Here is a 19086-nt window from a genome sequence, read left to right as displayed (position 1 = left end):
TGAATAACGGGGGACGGGCCGTGTGGGGATGCGGCCAGTCACGAAAGGGCAGCGCGGCAAGCCGTGCTGCCCTTTTTGTTTCCGCCAGCAGGAATTGACGGGAAGATTTTGCCGGCACGTCGCGCGACCGGCATGACGGTTCGCTTTTCGCGCTGCCTTTTCGCGGTTGCTTTGCTATGTGGCGGCTAAAATTCAGATAAAGGCCCCATCCCGATGTCCCTTTCCGATGACAGCCGCTATCTCAGAGGCGGCCCGGTTGCCCAACGCATCATCGCCGGCGTGCGCGAGGACGCGGCGATCGCCACCGCCGAAGGCTTTCCGCCCAAGCTGGTGTCGGTCACCGTCGGCGATACCGCCGCGGTCGACGTCTATGTCCGCAACCAGCGCGCCAAGGCCGGGTTGGCCGGCATCGGCTTCGAGGAAAGGCGCTTTCGCGCCGACATCACCGCCGGCGAGCTGGAAGCGGCGATCCACGGGCTTAACGCCGACCCGCGCGTCACCGGCATCATCATCCAGCGGCCGGTGCCGGTGCACATTCCGATCAAGACGCTGCAGGCGGCGGTGCATCCGCTCAAGGATGTCGAGGGCATGCATCCGGCCTCGATCGGCAACATCGTCTACAACCAGCTCGACCTGGCGCCCTGCACTGCCGCCGCTTCGGTCGAACTGCTCAGGGAAACCGGCCTCGACCTCAAGGGGCTCGAGGTGGTGGTCGTCGGCCATTCCGAGATCGTCGGCAAGCCGATCGCGTTCCTTTTGATGAGCGAAGGCGCGACGGTGACCGTCTGTCACCACATGACGCGTTCGGTGGCGGCACACGCACGCCGCGCCGACGCACTGTTCGTCGCGGTCGGCAAACCGCGGCTGATCAAGGCCGACATGGTGAAGCCCGGCGCTGCCGTGATCGACATCGGCATCAATTCGGAGATCGGGCCGGACGGTGAAAGCCGCATCGTTGGCGACGTCGACACCGAAAGCGTCAAGGAAGTCGCCTCCTGGATCACGCCGGTGCCGGGCGGGGTCGGCCCGATCACGGTGGCGATCCTGCTGCGCAACACGATGGTGGCGCTCAGCCGCCAGCGCGCCCGCTACCAGGCCACCTACGGCACGGCAGACCGGCTGGCGGCGGAGTAGGCGCTTTCGTCACGTGTATTGCGGCACATGGCAGGTGATCCGGGACTCGTCATCCCAGAAGACGTAGAGCACGCCGCCGCTGCCCCAGAAGAAACCGGCGAGTGAATCGAACTGAAGAAGAAATTTCATTTCCCGGTCCGTTCCGGGAACGACTGGAAACTGCGGTCCCTGAATCCATGACGGCAGCCCACCAAGCCGAAACAGGTTTTGCCTTGAATTGCTTATCCCGTACGACTGCCTGAGCCACCGTTTAGGGGTCGGTGCCAACCGAACAGTTCTTTTCTCGGCGGCTTTTGCAGGCCTCTCAATGTAGGGCGAATGCAGAGGCGCGATCGGCGTCGGCACACCGGCAGCGTCGTGGGAATAATAGGTCGATTCGAGAGAATTCGCACAGGTCTCGATACGGAGTCTGGGAAGAGGCATCGTCAGCTCACTCCCAAGATCGTCCAGCGTAATCAGATGTATCAGTCGCTCTCGACAGATCGGGCACACTGCCGATCCTTCGCCGCCGACCGTAAGTTGCCTGCCAGTCGCCGGCAGATGCCAGGTAGGATGATAGCGATGCGTCGGAAAAGACATGTCGCTCGGAGCGCCTTCCTCAAAGCTGAAATGATGACATGCCGGCGGCGAACGAGGATCATCATGCGTCAGCCAGTCTGCGAAATCGGGAATGTCGCCCAAGGTACCGTCTGGAAACAATTCCGGCGCCTGCAAGGCGACGTGAGCCAGCAGATCCTCCATGTCTATTCCGCGTTTCACTTCCTCTTGCAGGAAAAATGCCAGACGAGCCAAATGCGCGTCGTCGAGAAACGAAACGGCGTCGATAATCAGATTGTCTTGCTGGACGTCGGCTTCTACCGCTGCCTTTATGAGCGCAAACAGGAATTCGGACCCATCCTTGAGATGACGAGCGATGATTGTCTGGCATTCGCCATAGCTGGCCTGGAACGTCGCCGGCGATCTGTCCGACAGCAGCCGAACGACGGTTCCAATCTCTTCGGACTTTGGGTTGGGCATCTCGGCAGTCTCATCGGCGGGTGCGCAGCAATCAAACCAATTTTGGCGGCTCGCCGCCATAGGCCCAGTCGAGCAGCTTTATCGTGTGCACCACCGGCAGCTTCGCGGCGGAGGCGATCTGGGTGATGCAGCCGATATTGCCGGTGGCGACGATTTCGGCACCGGTCGCCTCGATATTCCTGACCTTGCGGTCGCGTAGCGTTGCCGAAATCCCGGGCTGCAGGATGTTGTAGGTGCCGGCCGAACCGCAGCACAGATGCCCTTCGCGCGGCTCGCGCACGACGAAGCCGGCTCTGGCCAGAAGCTCCTTCGGCTGGCGGGTGATCTTCTGGCCGTGCTGCATCGAGCAGGCTGAGTGATAGGCGACGATGGTGCCCGGCTTGCGGACCGGCTCGGGCAGGTCGAGGCTTGCCAGATATTCGGTGATGTCCCTGGCCAGCGCCGACACGCGCGCGGCCTTGTCGGCATAGGCCGGATCGAGGCGCAGCATGAAGCCGTAACCCTTGATGGTGGTGCCGCACCCGGATGCGGTGATGACGATGGCGTCGAGTCCACCCTGCTCGATGGCGCGCGTCCAGGCGTCGACGTTCCGTCGGGCCGACGCCAAGGCAGCGTCCTCGCGCCCCATATGATGCACCAGCGCGCCGCAGCAGCCCTCGCCCTCGGGCACCACGACATCAACGCCAAGCCGGGTCAGCAGCGAAATCGTCGTGTCGTTGATGCCGGGATCGAGCACGGATTGCGCGCAGCCGGTGAGGATGGCGACGCGGCCATTTTTCTTCGCGCCCTGCCCGGCATGGACGCCCGGCGAGGCCATCGGCGAGACTGCCGGGACCGACGCCGGGGCCAGCTTCAACATCGCGCCCAAAGGCTTCAATGCCTGGATTTTCTCAAACAGGCCGGCGAACGGCTGGCCGAGCTTCGCCAGCTTGAGCGCCGCGCGGAAACGCGAGGGATAGGGCAGCACGAGGGCCAGCATGGCGCGTGTCAGGCGATCGGCCAGCGGACGCTTGTAGGTCTCCTCGATATGGACGCGGGCGTGGTCGACCAGATGCATGTAGTTGACGCCCGACGGGCAGGTGGTCATGCAGGCGAGGCAGGACAGGCAGCGGTCGATATGGGTGACGATTTGCTTGTCGGCCGGCCGTCCGTTTTCCAGCATGTCCTTGATCAGATAAATCCGGCCGCGCGGCGAATCCAGTTCGTTGCCGAGCGTCACATAGGTTGGGCAGGTGGCGGTGCAGAAGCCGCAATGCACACATTTGCGCAGGATCTTCTCCGATTCCGCGACATGCGGATCGGCGAGCTGGGCAGCTGAGAAATTGGTCTGCACGTAAACGAATCCTTACCGTTTGAGCATGATCTTTTCCCAAAACCGGTACCCACTTTTGGGGATCATGCTCATAATCCCAGAAACCAGCTTTCCGGGTTCTTGACCGCCTCGCCGCGCTGCAGCGCCTGCAGGCCGAGAACGCAGCGGGCGATGAACCAGACGGCGACCGCGACCATCAGCACGACACCGATGACCACGATCATCAACAGCGCCGAGATCAGTGCATAGAGCAGGCCGATCCAGAAGGTGCGGATCAGGAATGTGTAGTGGCTTTCGACGAAGCCGCCGGCCTTGCCGCGATTGATATAGGCCAGGACGATGCCGACAATGCCGCTGACGCCGATGGCTAGGCCGGCGAGATAGAGGATGTAGATGACCAGCGCGTTGGTCGGGCCGGGCTCCAGCCAGCGGTCGGTCTGGCGTGACGTACCGTTTTGGCCTGGATCGCTCATTGTGCTCCTCCCTCGGTTGCCGGCGCGAGAGTAGCCGAGCTTGCGCCCGGCGCCATACGGCCGGGATTGAGGATATTCTTCGGGTCGAATTCGGTCTTCAGCCGCGCCGACAGTGCTGCCAGTTGCGGCGCTTGCGGTTCGAACACCGGCACGGCGGCGCGGTGCGAAGGGGTTGCGCGCACCAGCGTCGCATGGCCGCCGCCATGTCTTCTGATCAGGCCGCGCAACAGGCCAGCCTCGGGATCGTCCTGCTGCATGCGCAGCCAGATCAGCCCGCCCTGCCAATCGTAGAAGGCATCGACCGGGGCCTGCATGCGCAGCGCCAGCACCATCTGGTGGCCCCGCGACGGCGCCATCGAGACGCGCCACACCGGCCTTTCGCTGCCATCGGCGAACGGCGCGCAGTCGCGGACACCGCGCCAGACCGAGTACGAGACCGAACCGGAAATCTCCTGCAGCGGCCCGGCGTTTTTCAGCAGGTCTTTCAGAGCGGCAATGCGGTAAGCGACCGACGGGCCGAAGCCCTCGATGCGCAGCAGCGTCGCGGCATCGCTGCCGAGACTGCCGCCGGCGACCCTAGCTGCGACCCGTTCGGGAAGATGGGCAGCACTCGACACTTCGGCGCTGGAACCCAGCGCCAGCGCCATGGCGGCGGCGGCGTGATCGTCGAGCAGGCCGCGGATGGCGAGCGTGACTTCGGTCTCGGCAGCAGGCAGCACCTTGAAGGTGACGTCGGTGAGCACCGCCAGCGTGCCCCAGCTGTTGGCCATCAGCTTGGACAGATCATAGCCGGTGACGTTCTTGACGACGCGGCCGCCCGACTTGAAGGCCTCGCCGCGCCCGGAAACGGCCGCTATGCCGAGGATATGGTCGCGCGCAGCACCCACCTTCAGCCGGCGCGGGCCGGAAAGGTTCGCGGCGAGTGCGCCGCCGATCGTGCCTCGCGCTGGCTCACCGCCGAGCAGCGGGCCGTAATCCATCGGTTCGAAGGCAAGTTGCTGGCCGTTTTCGGCAAGCAGGCTTTCGATTTCGGCCAGCGGCGTGCCGGCTTTTGCCGACAGCACCAGTTCGGCCGGCTCGTACAGCATGACGCCGGAGAGTCTGGAAAGGTCGAGCGTATGCTCACTCTGCTGCGGCCGGCCGATACCGCGCTTGGAGCCGTGGCCGAGGATTTCGAGCGGGAATTCCTCTGCGGCTGCCCAAGCGATTGTGGATAGGGTTTCCGCGGCTGTGGACGGGGTGAAGGTGGTCATGCGGCAGAGCCCTGGTTCCTCGCCCTCGCGAAGCGGGGGAGAGGTGGCTCGGGCGAAGCCCGAGACGGAGAGGGGGCACTCATAGAGCGCCACCTTCAATTTTCTTGGCCGCAAAAACAAAGCGAAGCACCCGAGCGCGGGCAAGCTTTTCAGAGGAACGCCGACTCAGCACATCGGCCGGCCCCCTCTCCGTCTCGGGCCCCGCCCGAGCCACCTCTCCCCCGCTTTGCGGGGGCGAGGAACCCCCATTCTGAGAAGCTATCGCCTCAAACTCTCGGGATGCGTGGGAGCGAAGCTGCAGGACCTGGGTTCCTCGCCCCCGCGAAGCGGGGGAGAGGTGCCTCGCGCAGCGAGGCGGAGAGGGGGCCATCATAGAGCGCCACCTCTAGAGTTCCTGCTTGCAAAAACGAACCTTAGGTCGGCAGAGATTACGTCCTCCGCAAGCCGTCCCTCCAGTGCTGCAAGAATGGTTTCGCAGATACTCGTCGGGTTGGTTAGCATGTCGACGCTCCAGAATCGGATCACCGAGAACCCTTTGCCGCGCATGAATTCGTCGCGTCGCCTGTCGTAAGTACTCTCGGCGTGTTGACCTCCGTCCAGCTCGACGATCAGCCTTTCGCTTCGGCAGGCGAAGTCTGCAAAATACGGCCCAATCGGCATCTGACGCACGAATTTATATCCGCCCAGCCTCTTGGCCTTCAACTCGTTCCAGAGGGTCGCTTCCGCCTGATTGTCGCCTCGACGAAGCTCGCGGGCGCGCGCGACCTTTTCGGGTGAACGCCGGGTTGGTGCACCGGGCGCCCCCCTCTCCGTGTCGGGCTTCGCCCTAGCCACCTCTCCCCCGCTTTGCGGGGGCGAGGAACCCCCATTCTGAGCTGTCATCCCCTCAAAACCTCGGAATGTCCGGAAACGCCACTTGCCCGCGATGCACGTGCATCCGCCCGAGCTCGGCGCATCGCCTCAATTGCGGGAAGACCTTGCCGGGATTCAAAAGATGGTTGGGGTCGAAGGCGCATTTGACGCGCATCTGCTGGTCGAGGTCGATCTGGTTGAACATTTCCGGCATCAGGTCGCGCTTCTCGACGCCGACCCCGTGCTCGCCGGTCAGCACGCCACCGACCTTGACGCAGAGCCGCAATATGTCAGCGCCGAAACTCTCCGCCTTGTCGAGTTCGCCGGGCACGTTGGCGTCGTAGAGGATGAGCGGGTGCAGATTGCCGTCGCCGGCGTGGAAGACATTGGCGACGCCGAGCCCGTATTTCTCCGACAGTTCGCGCATGCCGGCGAGCACGCGCGGCAGTTCCTTGCGCGGGATGGTGCCGTCCATGCAGTAGTAGTCGGGCGAGATGCGGCCGACCGCCGGGAACGCCGCCTTGCGGCCGGCCCAGAAGCTCAGCCGCTCCTGTTCCGACTGCGACGTGCGGCATGTGGTCGAGCCGTTCCTAAAAGCAATGGCTTCGACCAGGCCGATCAGGTGATCGACCTCGACACCCGGCCCGTCCAGCTCGACGATCAGCAGCGCCTCGACATCGAGCGGATAGCCGGCCTGGACGAAATCCTCGGCGGCGTGGATGGCCGGACGGTCCATCATCTCCATGCCGCCTGGAATGATGCCGGCGCCGATGATGTCGGCAACGCATTGGCCGGCCTGCTCGCTGGTCGGGAAACCGATCAGCAGGGCGCGCGCCGTCTCCGGCCTCTTCAGGATGCGTACGGTGACCTCGGTTACGACGCCGAGCAGTCCTTCGGAGCCGGTCATGACGCCGAGCAGGTCGTAGCCTTCCGCGTCGAGATGGCTGCCGCCGAGGCGCACCACCTCGCCATTCATCAGCACCATCTCGATGCCGAGCACATTGTTGGCGGTGAGACCGTATTTCAGGCAGTGCACGCCGCCGGAATTTTCCGCGACATTACCGCCGATCGAGCAGGCGATCTGGGAGGATGGATCGGGGGCGTAATAGAAGCCCTCCTGCTCGACGGCGGTGGTGATGCCGAGATTGGTGACGCCGGGCTGGGCGACGACGACGCGGTTCTGAAAATCGATCTCGAGGATGCGGTTGAAGCGGCTCATGACCAGCAGCACCGCGTCTTCGAGCGGCAGCGCACCGCCGGAGAGCGAGGTGCCGGAGCCGCGCGGCACGACGCGGATGTTGCGGTCGCTGCAATATTTCAGCACCCGCGACACCTGCGCCACGGTCTGCGGCAGCACCACGACCAGCGGCAATTGCCGGTAGGCGGTGAGCCCGTCGCTCTCGAAGGCGCGCATGGCATTGGCGGCGTCGACGACGCCCTCGCCCGGCACGATGATGCGCATATCGGCGACGATCTCGTCGCGCCGGCGCATCGTGGCGTCGTCTGGTTTCGGCATGGCAGGGCCGGACATCGACAGCCTCCTTCGATCGACTGGTAAAAATCTTTTACCAGCGACAGTGGTCGGTTGCAAATGCCGCGTTGGCCGGGATGAGAGGCCTATGGCCGAGACAGCCTTCCGCAGCGGCAATCTGCCGCTGCGCCCCACATTACTCGCCCGGCTGCTTGCCTGGTTCGGAGTGCATGCGGCGGACGCGGCGCACGCCCCACCAGACGAGCACGACGGCGAGCGGCACCGAGGCGGCGGTGACCATTTCCGGCGCGAAGGCATGGCCGAAGATCGAGGCGCCCTTGGCGACGTAGCCGATGAGGCCGACGACATAGTAGGAAACCGCGGCGACCGAGAGCCCCTCCACCGTCTGCTGCAGCCGCAATTGCAGGCGGGCGCGATTGTTCATCGATGCCAAAAGATCGCGGTTCTGCTTCTCGACCTCGACGTCGACCCAGGTGCGCAGCAGTGTGGTGGCACGGGTGAGCTTCGTCGACAGGTTGGCCTGGCGCTCCTCGACCGAACGGCAGGTACGCATCGCCGGCGCCACGCGGCGCTGCAGAAAACCGCCCCAGGTGTCGTAGCCGGGCACCGCCTCTTCGTCGAGCGCCTCCAGCCGTTCGCGCACGATGCCGTCATAGGCGCGGCTGGCGCCGAAGCGGTAGAGGCTGGAGGCGGCATCGGCCTCCAGCTCGGCGGCCAGTTCGGTCAAGTCGGCAAGCAGCGTCTGGCTGTCGCGGGTCTCGGCGACCTTCATTTCCAACGTGGTCTGGGCCAGCCTGTCTTCGATGCGGCGGGCCCGACCGGACAGCGTCAGGGCGAGCGGCAGCCCAAGCATGGCCAGCGTGCGGTAGGTCTCGATGTCGATCAGCCGCTGCGACAGTGCCCCGATGCGCGCCGGGGTCAGGCCACGGTCGAGCACCAGCATGCGGGTCAAGCCGTCGCCATCCTGACGGAAATCGGTGACGATGGCCGCGTTGCCGCGCTCAACCAGCGAATAGCACAGGCTGGTCGGGTCGAAGCCGGCGATCAGTTTTTCGTTCGCCGGCGTCCATTTGCGGATCTCCAGCCTGATGCCGGAAATCACCGTGCCCGGCGGCGAAAACCCGTTGCCGAAGGGTGTGTCTTCTTGCCCCCTGCCGTTTTCGGCGAGCGGGCCTTCCCAGAGATAGGTCGAGAATTCCGTGTGACGTTCCCAACGCAGCGAGCCCTTGCCCCATTTCATCGCGTGGTGGCGGGCGTGAGGGTCGGGCGCGGCGATGCCGAGGCGTCGCGACAATTCGGAAAGCACGGCCTGATCGATCCCGGATCCAGCTTCGGTCATGAAGGAAAGCTGCACCAGCACGCGCGGCTTTTCGACCAGCGGCTGCGGCCGGGCGTGGACCTCGCCGAGCGCGCCCGGCCGACCTTCATGCGCCGGAAAGCCCATGACGGTGCCGCCCACGGCTTTGGCGCGCAGCTGGAGTTCGAGGTTGGAAGGGTCGGCGTCTGGCACGGCTGGTCCCCCGGGCTTCTGTGAGCCCTTTGGCAATGATGTCCCTCTAGAGGCAATCGCCAGGGGACGCAAACGGCCAGTTTAGCTCAAGCTGATATGAAGCCGCGGCTGTGAAACGGACCCGGCTCTGGCGAATTGGATAAATAATTTGACCAGTTGGCGACGCCGGCTTTATCTTGCGCGACATCGGTTCAACCCCCAGGCATCCCGTTTGAGCGACATTTTCTCCCGGATCGAGCATTCGCGCACCGCCGACGAGGTGGTGCAGCAGATCGAGAGCCTGATCCTCGAAGGCGTCCTGCGCACCGGCGACCGGCTGCCGGGCGAGCGCGAACTGGCGCGCCAGTTCGAGGTGTCGCGGCCGATCCTGCGCGATGCCTTGAAAGCCTTGGAAGGGCGCGGGCTGTTGACGACACGGCCAGGCGGCGGCACCCATGTCGCCGATGTCATCGGCCAGCTGTTCACCAAGCCGGTGACCGACCTGATCTCGATGCATCGCAAGGCGGTGACCGACTATCTGGAGTACCGCCGCGAGATCGAGGCGGTGGCCGCGGTATATGCGGCGCGGCGTGCCACATCGGACGATCTGGCGCTGCTCGACCGCATCATGGCACGTATGGACGAGGCGCACCGGACCGGCAATTTCGACGACGAGGCGGAAATCGACATCGAGTTCCATCACGCGATCTGCGAATGCGCGCACAACATCATCCTGCTGCACACGCTGCGCTCCTGTTATCGGCTGCTGTCGGAAGGCGTGTTCCAGAACCGACGGCTGGTGTTCAACGTGCCGGGCGCGCGCGAGGCGCTGCTTTCGCAGCACCGGGCAATCTATGCGGCGGTCAAGGCCGGCGATCCGGCCACGGCGCGGCAGGCGGCGATGGACCACATCTCCTACGTCGAACGATCGATGGCCGAGGCCGAGCGCAGCGGCGACTGGCAGCGCGTGTCGCGGCTGAGGCTCAGGCAGCGCTCCGAGCCCGGTGGCGGTGAGCCGGCAAGAAAACAGCCGTAGGCACCGCCCAGAAAATTCAACGACGAACCAGCGAAGAACCAGCGGAAAAAATCCATGAGCAGCATTCTCACCATCGCCGACCTCAAGGACCTGGCGCGCCGCCGCGTGCCGAAGATGTTCTTCGACTATGCCGATTCCGGCGCCTGGACCGAAAGCACCTACCGGGCCAACGAGGAAGATTTCCAGAAGATCAAGTTCCGCCAGCGCGTGCTGGTCGACATGGACAACCGCTCGCTGGAATCGACCATGATCGGCGAGAAGGTGGCGATGCCGGTGGCGCTGGCGCCGACCGGCATGACCGGCATGCAGCATCCGGACGGCGAGATGCTGGCGGCGCAGGCGGCGGAGGAATTCGGCGTGCCGTTCACGCTGTCGACGATGAGCATCTGCTCGATCGAGGATGTCGCGTCGGTGACCAGGAAGCCGTTCTGGTTCCAGCTCTATGTGCTGCGCGACAAGGATTTCGTCTTCGATTTGATCGACCGCGCAAAGGCGGCGAAATGTTCGGCGCTGGTGCTGACGCTCGACCTGCAGATCCTCGGTCAGCGCCACAAGGATATCCGCAACGGGCTTTCGGCGCCGCCGCGGATGACGCCGAAGCACATCTGGCAGATGGCGACCAGGCCGCGCTGGTGCGTCGGCATGGCCGGGACAAAGCGCCGGAGCTTCCGCAACATCGTCGGCCATGCCAAGGGCGTCGGCGACCTCGCCTCGCTGTCGTCGTGGACGAAGGAGCAGTTCGATCCGCACCTGTCGTGGAAGGACGTCGCCTGGATCAAGGAGCGCTGGGGCGGCAAGCTGATCCTGAAAGGCATACTCGACAAGGACGACGCGCTGATGGCGGCCAGGACGGGCGCCGACGCGATCATCGTATCCAACCATGGCGGCCGCCAGCTCGACGGCGCCTCGTCATCGATCATGGCGCTCGAAGAGATCGCCGATGCCGTCGGCGACACGATCGAGGTGCATATGGACGGCGGCATCCGTTCCGGCCAGGACGTGCTCAAAGCACTGTGCCTCGGCGCCAAGGGCACCTATATCGGCCGGCCTTTCCTGTACGGCCTCGGCGCACTCGGCAAGGAAGGGGTTACCAAGGCGCTGGAAATCATCCGCAAGGAGATGGACATAACGCTGGCTCTGTGCGGAAAGCGTCTGGTCACCGACATGGGCAAGGATCAGCTTCGGCGCTAAAGTCCCGTGGCGGCATGACCACGGAGGCGACGCAGGCATTGACGGAGCCCGGCATCAGTTTCTACGAGGCGCGCGGACCGCAAGGCATGCGCCTCTATGCGATCGGCGATGTGCACGGCCGGCTCGATTTGCTGACCGCCATGCACCGGCGGATCGAGGCGGAGCTCGGTCAAAGGCCGTCGGCCGATTGGCGCGTGATCCATCTCGGCGACTATGTCGATCGCGGCCCGGACTCCAGGGGCGTCATCGATTTCCTGATCGACGCGCAAAGACGCGATCCGCGTCACCTGATGCTGGCCGGAAATCATGATCTCGGCTTCCTCGATTTTCTCGATGTCCCCGACCCGGACGGCCTGTTCATGCGCTATGGCGGCATCCAGACGGCGCTATCCTATGGCGTGTCGCTCGGTGGGAGCAGCGCCTGGTTTGGCCGCGCCGATGCGGCACTGCGGCAAGGGCACGCCGCACTGGTCGAGGCGGTGCCGCAGAACCATGTCGAGTTCCTGCGCTCGCTGCCCTTCTCAGTGACGTTCGGCGACTTCTTCTTCTGCCATGCCGGCATCCGGCCCGGCGTTGCGCTGGAAAGCCAGACCCGGCAGGACCTGATCTGGATCCGCGAGGTCTTCCACGATCACACCGGTCTTCATCCCAAGATCGTGGTGCACGGCCATACGCCGGTGGCCAAGGCCGAGATCACCGGCAACCGCGTCAATGTCGACACCCTCGCCTGGCAGTCGGGAAACCTCACCGCGCTCGTGGTGGACGGCGCTGATAAGCATATCCTGACAGTGACGGGTAAGCGGGCGTAGGGAAGGCGTGGGATTATGAGCAGAGAGGCTAGCGAAGCGCGGCGGTGACGCCGTAGCCGTCGACGGCATTGTGGTCGTTGGCCGCGTCGGCGGAATAAATGCCGAGGCCGCACAAGACGATAGCCGACAACATGACAAAGGACAAAAAGGCTGCTTTCACGGACGTCATCTCTTGTTGAGCTTCCTGCATCTATGCACGAGCGGGTTACCAATGCGTTGAAACGCAAAATACGTCGCAAATGTCGGACGGTTTCGCGCTTCTAGGCATGTTCTGTATCGGCGGTGTGTCGCGCGGGTCACAGGAAAGGTTCATCGCGGTTGCACCCAAGATGCAGAGCGCGCGCCTTTTAGGCTGGCGGACAGACACAGGCCAAGGATGAAACGCGTTATCCCCGGCGGATTTGCCGCCGCGTGCCAAATATGCAACGTCGCCAAATACGTTGACTATATGGGCCGTCAGATCGTCGCCACCCAGGCGCGGGCGATGGCCAGGCCGGCGGCATCGGCTTGCGGTCCGTTGCGGGCCATTTCGTCGTCGAGCCGGACGGCCCAATCCGGATGGCGTTCGGCGATCAGCGGTGCGAAGGACGTGCTCCAGTCGCGAACCATCGGCCGGTCGGCCTCGAAATGAAACTGGAAGCCATAGACGGCGCGGCCGATGCGGAACGCCTGGTTCTCGGCGACGGCATTGCCGGCCAGCCGCACGGCAGTCTCGGGCAAGACAAAGGTGTCGTCGTGCCATTCGAAGATCGGGAACTTTTCAGGCAAGGCGGCGAGCACCGGATCGGCCTGCGCCGCCGCGGTGAGCGCGACTTCGTGCCAGCCGAACTCCGACGCGCCGCCGATCTGGTTCTCGCCGCCAAAGGCGCGCGCGACCAACTGGCTGCCGAGGCAGATACCAAGCACCGCGCGATCCCTCTCGGCAAAGTCGCGCGTCAGGTCGAGCAGGCCCGGAAAATAAGGACAGAGCTCGTCGTCCAGCGCATTCTGGGCGCCGCCGAGCACCACCATGGCGTCATGCCCGCCGCTATCTTGCGGCAGCGCGTCGCCGCGGTAGGGACGGCGCAGGTCGATATCGACGCCCGCCTCGACAAGCGCCGCGCCGATCTGGCCAAGGCCCTCATTGTCGAAGTTCTGGACAACCAAGACCCGCATCGAAACCTGCTGACATGAAATTGATGCAACGAGCGATATCATGGCGCCAGCATTGCAGCCAACAGGGAACGCCTATGCCACTGCAAAACCGGATCGACCCGTTCGGCACCATCCATGCCGTGCCGGAGCGCGGCCTGTTCATGGGCAATCGCGGCATCATTCACGACCCCGAGACGAGAACGCTGTTGAAGAAGCGCTGGGCGCTGCAAGCCTGGATCATCTGCGTCTGCGAATTCGGCAACGTGCGGCGCGAGCCGATGGGGCGCAACCGGGCTGGCGGCAAGGCCGGCTGGACCGAGCTGTTTTTCCTCGACGAGGTGACGGCGCTTGCCGCCGGCCACCGTCCCTGCTTCTTCTGCCGGCGCGAGCGGGCCAGGGATTTTGTCCGGCGTTTCGGCGACGCCTTCGGCATTGCCGAACCACGCGCGCCGCAGCTCGACAAACGCCTGCACAAGGAGCGCCTGGCATCGGGCGGGCGGGCGACGAGACTGGAACCGGAAGCGCTTGCGGACTTGCCGGACGGCACGATGATCTCGTCAGGAAACAGGGCGTACGTCCTGTTTGATGGCGCCGCGCTGCCCTGGAGTTTCGGCGGTTATGGCGAACCGGTGGGGTTCGGCGGTTTTGCCGACAGTCCAATCCGCCTGCTCACGCCAGCGACAACTGTTTCGGTGCTGCAGAAAGGCTACGAGCCTGTCTGGCATCCTTCCGCCGAGGCTTGACGCCGAGGGTGACGTTGCCGCATTCCTCGGCGATGCGCGCCAATTACAAGATGCAGCGGCTGTTCGTGCCGGACGGGCTTGGACCGGACATCGAGTTCGACGTCGGCCCGCAGCAGAGCCATTATCTCTCGCACGTGCTGCGGCTCGGCGAAGGCGCCGAAATTCTGGTCTTCAACGGCCGCGACGGCGAATGGTCGGCGGCGATCGCCACGAAGTCGAAGAAGGCGTTGCGCCTGAGGTTGCTGGCATTGCAGCGGCCGCAGCCGCCGTTGCCCGATCTCGTCTATTGCTTCGCGCCGCTGAAGCAGGGGCGGCTCGACTACCTCGTGCAAAAGGCGGTCGAGATGGGCGCTGGCATCCTGCAGCCGGTCATCACCCAGCATACGCAGGTGGCAAAACCCGGCATCGAGCGCCTGCGCGCCAATGTCGTCGAGGCGGCCGAGCAATGCGGCATATTGGCGGTGCCAGAGCTGCGCGAAGCGGAAAAATTCGAGCGCCTGCTCAGCAACTGGGACCGCGAGCGGCGGCTGATCTTCTGCGACGAGGATGCATCGACCAACAATCCCCTGCCGGCATTGCAGGCGGTGCGGGAGAGAAAGCTCGGCCTGCTGGTCGGACCGGAGGGCGGCTTTTCCGACGAGGAACGCAAGATGCTGAGAGCGCTGCCTTTCGTTACCGCGATTCCGCTCGGGCCGCGCATCCTGCGAGCGGATACGGCGGCGGTGGCGGCACTGGCGCTGATCCAGGCGACAATCGGCGATTGGTGATCAATTCCAATTACCCGCTGGCTCAGGATTTTTCGCTTGATCGGCTACTGACATTTCGTCCATCTAGCGCCGGCAGCGGCCGCGTGTCCTTTCGGGCGCGCAAAGGACGCTGTAGCATTTGATTGGGCACCTGATCCGTTCCGAAAATCGAAGCCGATTTTCAGGGTCATGTGCGGAGGGCTCCTATGGCGCGCGATACAACCGATTTCCGGCCGATAGAAAGCGTCGACGAACTCGTCGAGCACCTGGCCGAAGGCAACAAGCCGCGCGACAAATGGCGCATCGGCACCGAGCACGAGAAATTCCCGTTCTATGTCGACGGCAATGCGCCGGTGCCCTATGGCGGCGAGCACGGCATCCGCGCCATCCTCGAAGGCATGCAGGACAAACTCGGCTGGGACCCGATCATGGATGCCGGCCGCATCATCGGACTGGTCGAGCCGACCGGCCAGGGCGCGATCTCGCTGGAGCCCGGCGGCCAGTTCGAACTGTCCGGCGCGCCGCTGGAGACGATCCACCAGACCTGCCGCGAAGGCAATGCGCATCTGGCGCAGGTGCGCGAGATCGCCGAACCGATGGGCATTCGTTTTCTCGGCCTTGGCGGCAGCCCGAAATGGTCGCTGGCCGAGACGCCGAAAATGCCGAAATCGCGCTACGAGATCATGACCCGCTACATGCCCAAGGTCGGCACCAAAGGTCTCGACATGATGTACCGGACCTGCACGATCCAGGTGAACCTCGACTTCGAAAGCGAAGCCGACATGCGCCGCAAGATGCAGGTGTCGCTGAAGCTGCAGCCGCTGTCGACGGCGCTGTTTGCCAACTCGCCCTTCACCGAAAGCCGGCCGAACGGCTTGCAGAGCTGGCGCGGCGAGATCTGGCGCGACACCGACAATCAGCGCTCCGGCCTGCTCGAGTTCTGCTTCTCGCCCGATTTCGGCTTTGCCGACTATGTCGAATGGGCGCTCGACGTGCCGATGTATTTCGTCATCCGCGACGGCCAATACCACGACATGACGCACATCACCTTCCGCCAGTTCATGGCGGGTGCTGCCCGTAACGACCTGCCGGACGGGCTGCCGACGATGGGCGACTGGGCAAACCATCTGTCGACGCTGTTCCCCGACGTGCGGCTGAAGCGCTTTCTCGAAATGCGCGGCGCCGATGGCGGGCCGTGGCGGCGCATCTGCGCGCTGCCGGCCTTCTGGGTCGGGCTGCTCTACGATGCGGCGGCGCTCGACGCGGCCGAGGCGCTGACCTCGAGCTGGAGCTATGACGAAGTGCTGGCAATGCGCAACGCGGTGCCGGAACAGGGCATTTCGGCGCCCTTCCGCAACACGACATTGCGCGAGATCGCCCGCGACGTGCTCGTCATCTCGCGCATGGGACTGAAGAACCGCGGCCGCAAGAACCGCGACGGCTATGACGAGACGTCGTTCCTCAACACGCTGGACGAGGTCGTCGCGCGTGGCACCACCAGCGCCGAAGAGATGCTCTCGGCCTACCACACACGCTGGGGCGGCTCGATCGAGCCGGTGTTCATGGAATACGCGTATTAACGCTTCGCTATCCGCTTGGCCGATGGTCCGGCAAATTCGCTTCAATCAGTGATGGAAACGAACTAGGCTTCTCCAACGAGGATTTTCCCGGAGGAGAAAACAATGCCTTCCTTGTTCGATATTCTGGCACAGGCCCAGAACGGCAACGGCATGCAGGCGCTGGCCCAGCAGTTCGGGCTTTCGCAGCAGCAGACGCAGGCGGCGGTCGCGGCGCTGCTGCCGGCCTTTTCGCAGGGGCTGAAGCGCAACACGGCGGACCCTTATGGGCTCGGCTCCTTCATGACGGCGATGGCCAGCGGCCAGCACGCCAAATATTTCGAGGATGCAAGCCGGGCCTTCTCGCCGCAGGGCCTCGATGAAGGCAACGGCATTCTGGGCCATTTGTTCGGCTCGAAGGATTTGTCGCGGGCCGTCGCCAGCCAGGCCGCGCAGGCGAGCGGCGTCAGCCAGCAGGTGTTGCAGCAGATGCTGCCGGCAATCGCCTCGATGATGATGGGCGGGCTATTCAAGCAGACCACCAACCAGCTAGGCGGGCAGATGCATGCGGCAGGCGGTGGCGGCAATCCGCTTGGCGAGCTCATCGAGCAGATGATGCGGCAGGCTGGCGGCGGCAGCCAGGCACCGACCCCTCAGCCTGCAGGCCCCACGGATAACCCGCTCGGCAAGGTGCTGCAGGATATGTTCGGCGGGCAGCAGCCGCAACAGACGCAGAGCCCTTACGGCGACAATCCGCTGCGCAAGGTGTTGCAGGACATGTTCGGCGGCGGGCAGCAGCCACAAAGCCAGCCGCAACAGACACAGAACCCTTATGGTGACAATCCGCTCGGCAAGGTGCTGCAGGATATGTTCGGCGGCGGTGCACCACAGCCACAGCAGCCGCAGAACCAACCCCAGCAGACACAGAACCCTTATGGTGACAATCCGCTCGGCAAGGTGCCGCAGGACATGTTCGGCGGTGGCGCACAACAGTCTCAGCCGCGTCAGGCGCCGCAGCAACCCCAGGCGCCGCAGCCGCAGGCCAATCCGAGCGGCAGGCCGAGAAATCCGTTTGACGACCTGTTCGGCAAGATGTTCGAGACAGGCGCCCAGCAGCGCGACGACTACCAGAAAGGCATGGAGTCGATCTTCGACCAGTTCAAGCAGGGCATGGGCCGGCGCTAGACCAGACACCGGCAACCAATCATCAGTGCCGCCCAAAAAAGAAAGCCCGGTCCTGGGAGGACCGGGCAGCGCGCAGGCTGGCCGGGGGATCCGGCAGGGAGTGGGGAGCCTGCGTAACTTGGTGGCGTCGTGCCTCAAAAAGGTTCAACGCGCCCGAACGGCGAAACCACGCGATCACGCCACCTTGCGGGCAATATCCTCGATCGTTTCGGCGCGCTCGATCGCGATGACGCGAAGCCTTTCGGTCGGATCGCGGCCAAAGGGTACACCGACAGCGACGTGCAGGTCGGCGCGGGTCAGGCCGATGTCGGCGAGCTCGGCATCCGACATCTCGCCGAGGCGATAAAAGGCGCGGCGGTTTTTCCAGGCGCGGTAAACATTGGCAGCGGCGTTGGCCACGCGCGTCGCAACGGCCGGACGCGAAGTGATGCGCGAGGTCTCGGTAGCGAAATCAAACGTAGCCATGTCGGTCTCCTTCACATTCGGACGGGCGAAACCGGTCGATCGGGCGCTGGCGACAGCGGCCGTTCCGGCTTCGATTCACATGCCTTCATGTGGACAATGCGAATTTGCCATGGCCCGATTGATTAATCCAACGAATGTTTCTAATCTTTAGCATCAGCATCAATGATGGATTAGGCCAATGAAAGCGCCGCTCGATCTCGATCAGTTGCAGACCTTCATCTCGATTGTCGACACCGGCAGCTTTACCCGCGCGGCGGAAGCGGTGCATCGGACCCAGTCTGCGGTGTCGATGCAGATGCGGCGGCTGGAGGAACGGATCGGCAAGCCGCTGTTCGAAAAAGACGGCCGCACCAACAGGCTGACCGAGGAAGGCGACAGACTGCTCTCCTACGCAAGGCGGCTGCTCTATCTCAACAAGGAAACACTGGCCGCCTTCGACGACCGCCGGCTCGAAGGCACCATCCGCATCGGCACGCCGGACGATTATGCCGATCGCTTCCTGCCAGAGATCATGGCGCGGTTTGCCCGTTCCAACCCGCATGTCGAACTGACCGTTATCTGCGAACCGACGCCGGGACTGGTCGAACACATCAAGCGCGGCAATCTCGACCTGGCGCTGGTGACGCACAACGACGCGCGTGGCCAGTCGGAAGTGGTGCGGCGCGAACCGCTGCTGTGGGTTACCTCGGCCAACCATGCGACGCATGAGCAGCCGATCCTGCCGATGGCCTTCGGCCGGCCGAACTGCATCTGGCGGCGGGCCGCCGCCGACGTGCTCGATCAGCAGAGCCGCGACTATCGCATCCTGTTCACCAGCTTCTCTGCCACCGTCATCGCAGCCGCGGTGCTTTCCGGTCTGGCGATCTCGGTGCTGCCGGAATGCGCCCTGCGGCCCGGCATGCGGGTGCTGGGCGAGGCCGACGGTTTCGGCGCCCTGCCCGATTGCCGCATCGGCATCATGCGCGGTCAGACCTCGCGGCCGGAGATCGTCGACGCGCTTGCGCGCCACATTTCGGAGAGCCTCGACAATATTTCCGTGCCACTCGGCGAGGAGACCGGCACGTTCGATTTCGCCGCCCTCGCCTTCGCCAAGATGAAGCGGACCAAGCCGAACCAGATCCTGCCGGGCTGGTGATCGCGCGATTGGGGCGGACATCGAACACGGCCGCCTTGACGCCGGCCAGCAATCGTCCCCCAAT

At 64.2% G+C, this 19086-nt stretch carries 19 protein-coding genes; 9 read left to right on the top strand and 10 right to left on the bottom strand.

Annotated features, from left to right (window positions below):
• The first annotated feature begins 213 nt into the window (after positions 1-213).
• Positions 214-1134, top strand: a complete 921-nt coding sequence (locus tag NKJ55_RS17380) for a bifunctional 5,10-methylenetetrahydrofolate dehydrogenase/5,10-methenyltetrahydrofolate cyclohydrolase (protein ID WP_352450961.1) — start codon at positions 214-216, stop codon at positions 1132-1134.
• A 9-nt stretch (positions 1135-1143) separates the two neighbouring features.
• Here NKJ55_RS17380 and NKJ55_RS17375 read toward each other — a convergent pair whose 3' ends face one another.
• From NKJ55_RS17375 to NKJ55_RS17345, 7 genes are all read right to left on the bottom strand, one after another.
• A complete protein-coding gene (locus NKJ55_RS17375) occupies positions 1144-2211 on the bottom strand; it encodes a hypothetical protein (protein ID WP_352450960.1) in 1068 nt (355 codons plus the stop codon).
• The gene (glcF, locus tag NKJ55_RS17370) at positions 2183-3484 is read right to left on the bottom strand and encodes a glycolate oxidase subunit GlcF (RefSeq protein WP_352450959.1); all 1302 of its coding nucleotides are present in this window, start codon (positions 3482-3484) and stop codon (positions 2183-2185) included. Before glcF ends, NKJ55_RS17375 begins: the two co-directional genes overlap by 29 nt.
• Before the next feature lie 68 nt (positions 3485-3552).
• Entirely contained in the window at positions 3553-3936 is a 384-nt protein-coding gene (locus tag NKJ55_RS17365; RefSeq protein ID WP_352450958.1) for a DUF4870 family protein, read from the bottom strand.
• Positions 3933-5189, bottom strand: a complete 1257-nt coding sequence (locus NKJ55_RS17360) for an FAD-binding protein (RefSeq protein WP_352450957.1) — start codon at positions 5187-5189, stop codon at positions 3933-3935. The genes NKJ55_RS17365 and NKJ55_RS17360 overlap by 4 nt, the downstream gene beginning before the upstream one ends.
• A gap of 369 nt (positions 5190-5558) precedes the next feature.
• A complete protein-coding gene (locus NKJ55_RS17355) occupies positions 5559-6071 on the bottom strand; it encodes an endonuclease domain-containing protein (RefSeq protein ID WP_352450956.1) in 513 nt (170 codons plus the stop codon).
• A 4-nt stretch (positions 6072-6075) separates the two neighbouring features.
• A complete protein-coding gene (locus NKJ55_RS17350) occupies positions 6076-7572 on the bottom strand; it encodes an FAD-linked oxidase C-terminal domain-containing protein (RefSeq protein WP_352450955.1) in 1497 nt (498 codons plus the stop codon).
• 136 nt (positions 7573-7708) lie between these two features.
• A complete protein-coding gene (locus NKJ55_RS17345; protein ID WP_352450954.1) occupies positions 7709-9043 on the bottom strand; it encodes a DUF3422 family protein in 1335 nt (444 codons plus the stop codon).
• A 211-nt stretch (positions 9044-9254) separates the two neighbouring features.
• On the opposite strand from NKJ55_RS17345, the gene NKJ55_RS17340 reads away from it, so the two are divergent.
• The 3 genes from NKJ55_RS17340 to NKJ55_RS17330 are packed head-to-tail and all read left to right on the top strand — an operon-like array spanning position 9255 to position 12058.
• The gene (locus tag NKJ55_RS17340; RefSeq protein ID WP_352450953.1) at positions 9255-10058 is read left to right on the top strand and encodes a FadR/GntR family transcriptional regulator; all 804 of its coding nucleotides are present in this window, start codon (positions 9255-9257) and stop codon (positions 10056-10058) included.
• Between the two features lie 54 nt (positions 10059-10112).
• Positions 10113-11249, top strand: coding sequence for an alpha-hydroxy acid oxidase (locus tag NKJ55_RS17335; RefSeq protein WP_352450952.1), 1137 nt, complete (start codon positions 10113-10115; stop codon positions 11247-11249).
• Between the two features lie 38 nt (positions 11250-11287).
• The gene (locus tag NKJ55_RS17330; protein ID WP_352451021.1) at positions 11288-12058 is read left to right on the top strand and encodes a metallophosphoesterase; all 771 of its coding nucleotides are present in this window, start codon (positions 11288-11290) and stop codon (positions 12056-12058) included.
• A 28-nt stretch (positions 12059-12086) separates the two neighbouring features.
• On the opposite strand, the gene NKJ55_RS17325 is transcribed toward NKJ55_RS17330, so the two are convergent.
• Both NKJ55_RS17325 and NKJ55_RS17320 read right to left on the bottom strand, forming a co-directional pair.
• Entirely contained in the window at positions 12087-12227 is a 141-nt protein-coding gene (locus tag NKJ55_RS17325) for a hypothetical protein (RefSeq protein WP_292664785.1), read from the bottom strand.
• Between the two features lie 287 nt (positions 12228-12514).
• A complete protein-coding gene (locus NKJ55_RS17320) occupies positions 12515-13213 on the bottom strand; it encodes a type 1 glutamine amidotransferase (protein ID WP_352450951.1) in 699 nt (232 codons plus the stop codon).
• A gap of 74 nt (positions 13214-13287) precedes the next feature.
• On the opposite strand from NKJ55_RS17320, the gene NKJ55_RS17315 reads away from it, so the two are divergent.
• From NKJ55_RS17315 to NKJ55_RS17300, 4 genes are all read left to right on the top strand, one after another.
• Positions 13288-13935: a hypothetical protein gene (locus NKJ55_RS17315; protein ID WP_352450950.1), complete on the top strand. Its 648-nt coding sequence runs from the start codon at positions 13288-13290 to the stop codon at positions 13933-13935.
• 32 nt (positions 13936-13967) lie between these two features.
• On the top strand, positions 13968-14702 hold the full coding sequence (locus NKJ55_RS17310) for a 16S rRNA (uracil(1498)-N(3))-methyltransferase (protein ID WP_352451020.1): 735 nt from the start codon (positions 13968-13970) through the stop codon (positions 14700-14702).
• Between the two features lie 185 nt (positions 14703-14887).
• Entirely contained in the window at positions 14888-16261 is a 1374-nt protein-coding gene (locus NKJ55_RS17305) for a glutamate--cysteine ligase (protein WP_352450949.1), read from the top strand.
• 102 nt (positions 16262-16363) lie between these two features.
• Positions 16364-17422, top strand: coding sequence for a DUF937 domain-containing protein (locus NKJ55_RS17300; RefSeq protein ID WP_352450948.1), 1059 nt, complete (start codon positions 16364-16366; stop codon positions 17420-17422).
• A gap of 174 nt (positions 17423-17596) precedes the next feature.
• On the opposite strand, the gene NKJ55_RS17295 is transcribed toward NKJ55_RS17300, so the two are convergent.
• On the bottom strand, positions 17597-17887 hold the full coding sequence (locus tag NKJ55_RS17295) for a DUF1127 domain-containing protein (RefSeq protein WP_352450947.1): 291 nt from the start codon (positions 17885-17887) through the stop codon (positions 17597-17599).
• Between the two features lie 178 nt (positions 17888-18065).
• Here NKJ55_RS17295 and NKJ55_RS17290 point away from each other — a divergent pair, with 178 nt between their 5' ends.
• Positions 18066-19022 (top strand): LysR substrate-binding domain-containing protein, encoded by a 957-nt coding sequence (locus NKJ55_RS17290; RefSeq protein WP_023680469.1) that lies wholly within the window; start codon positions 18066-18068, stop codon positions 19020-19022.
• The last annotated feature ends 64 nt before the right edge of the window (positions 19023-19086 follow it).

Source organism: Mesorhizobium sp. M0106 (genome assembly GCF_040322715.1).
Lineage (GTDB): Bacteria > Pseudomonadota > Alphaproteobacteria > Rhizobiales > Rhizobiaceae > Mesorhizobium.
The sequence above is the reverse complement of the archived record's forward strand: the minus strand, read 5'-3'. Positions and strand labels throughout refer to the sequence as shown.

Excerpts from the sequence above, each read along its gene's own strand:
- NKJ55_RS17380 (WP_352450961.1), top strand. The coding sequence starts at position 214 with ATGTCCCTTTCCGATGACAGCCGCTATCTCAGAGGCGGCCCGGTTGCC.
- NKJ55_RS17375 (WP_352450960.1), bottom strand. The coding sequence starts at position 2,211 with ATGGCGGCGAGCCGCCAAAATTGGTTTGATTGCTGCGCACCCGCCGAT.
- NKJ55_RS17365 (WP_352450958.1), bottom strand. The coding sequence starts at position 3,936 with ATGAGCGATCCAGGCCAAAACGGTACGTCACGCCAGACCGACCGCTGG.
- NKJ55_RS17360 (WP_352450957.1), bottom strand. The coding sequence starts at position 5,189 with ATGACCACCTTCACCCCGTCCACAGCCGCGGAAACCCTATCCACAATC.
- NKJ55_RS17355 (WP_352450956.1), bottom strand. The coding sequence starts at position 6,071 with ATGACAGCTCAGAATGGGGGTTCCTCGCCCCCGCAAAGCGGGGGAGAG.
- NKJ55_RS17350 (WP_352450955.1), bottom strand. The coding sequence starts at position 7,572 with ATGTCCGGCCCTGCCATGCCGAAACCAGACGACGCCACGATGCGCCGG.
- NKJ55_RS17335 (WP_352450952.1), top strand. The coding sequence starts at position 10,113 with ATGAGCAGCATTCTCACCATCGCCGACCTCAAGGACCTGGCGCGCCGC.
- NKJ55_RS17325 (WP_292664785.1), bottom strand. The coding sequence starts at position 12,227 with ATGACGTCCGTGAAAGCAGCCTTTTTGTCCTTTGTCATGTTGTCGGCT.
- NKJ55_RS17320 (WP_352450951.1), bottom strand. The coding sequence starts at position 13,213 with ATGCGGGTCTTGGTTGTCCAGAACTTCGACAATGAGGGCCTTGGCCAG.
- NKJ55_RS17315 (WP_352450950.1), top strand. The coding sequence starts at position 13,288 with ATGCCACTGCAAAACCGGATCGACCCGTTCGGCACCATCCATGCCGTG.
- NKJ55_RS17310 (WP_352451020.1), top strand. The coding sequence starts at position 13,968 with ATGCGCGCCAATTACAAGATGCAGCGGCTGTTCGTGCCGGACGGGCTT.
- NKJ55_RS17305 (WP_352450949.1), top strand. The coding sequence starts at position 14,888 with ATGGCGCGCGATACAACCGATTTCCGGCCGATAGAAAGCGTCGACGAA.
- NKJ55_RS17300 (WP_352450948.1), top strand. The coding sequence starts at position 16,364 with ATGCCTTCCTTGTTCGATATTCTGGCACAGGCCCAGAACGGCAACGGC.
- NKJ55_RS17295 (WP_352450947.1), bottom strand. The coding sequence starts at position 17,887 with ATGGCTACGTTTGATTTCGCTACCGAGACCTCGCGCATCACTTCGCGT.
- NKJ55_RS17290 (WP_023680469.1), top strand. The coding sequence starts at position 18,066 with ATGAAAGCGCCGCTCGATCTCGATCAGTTGCAGACCTTCATCTCGATT.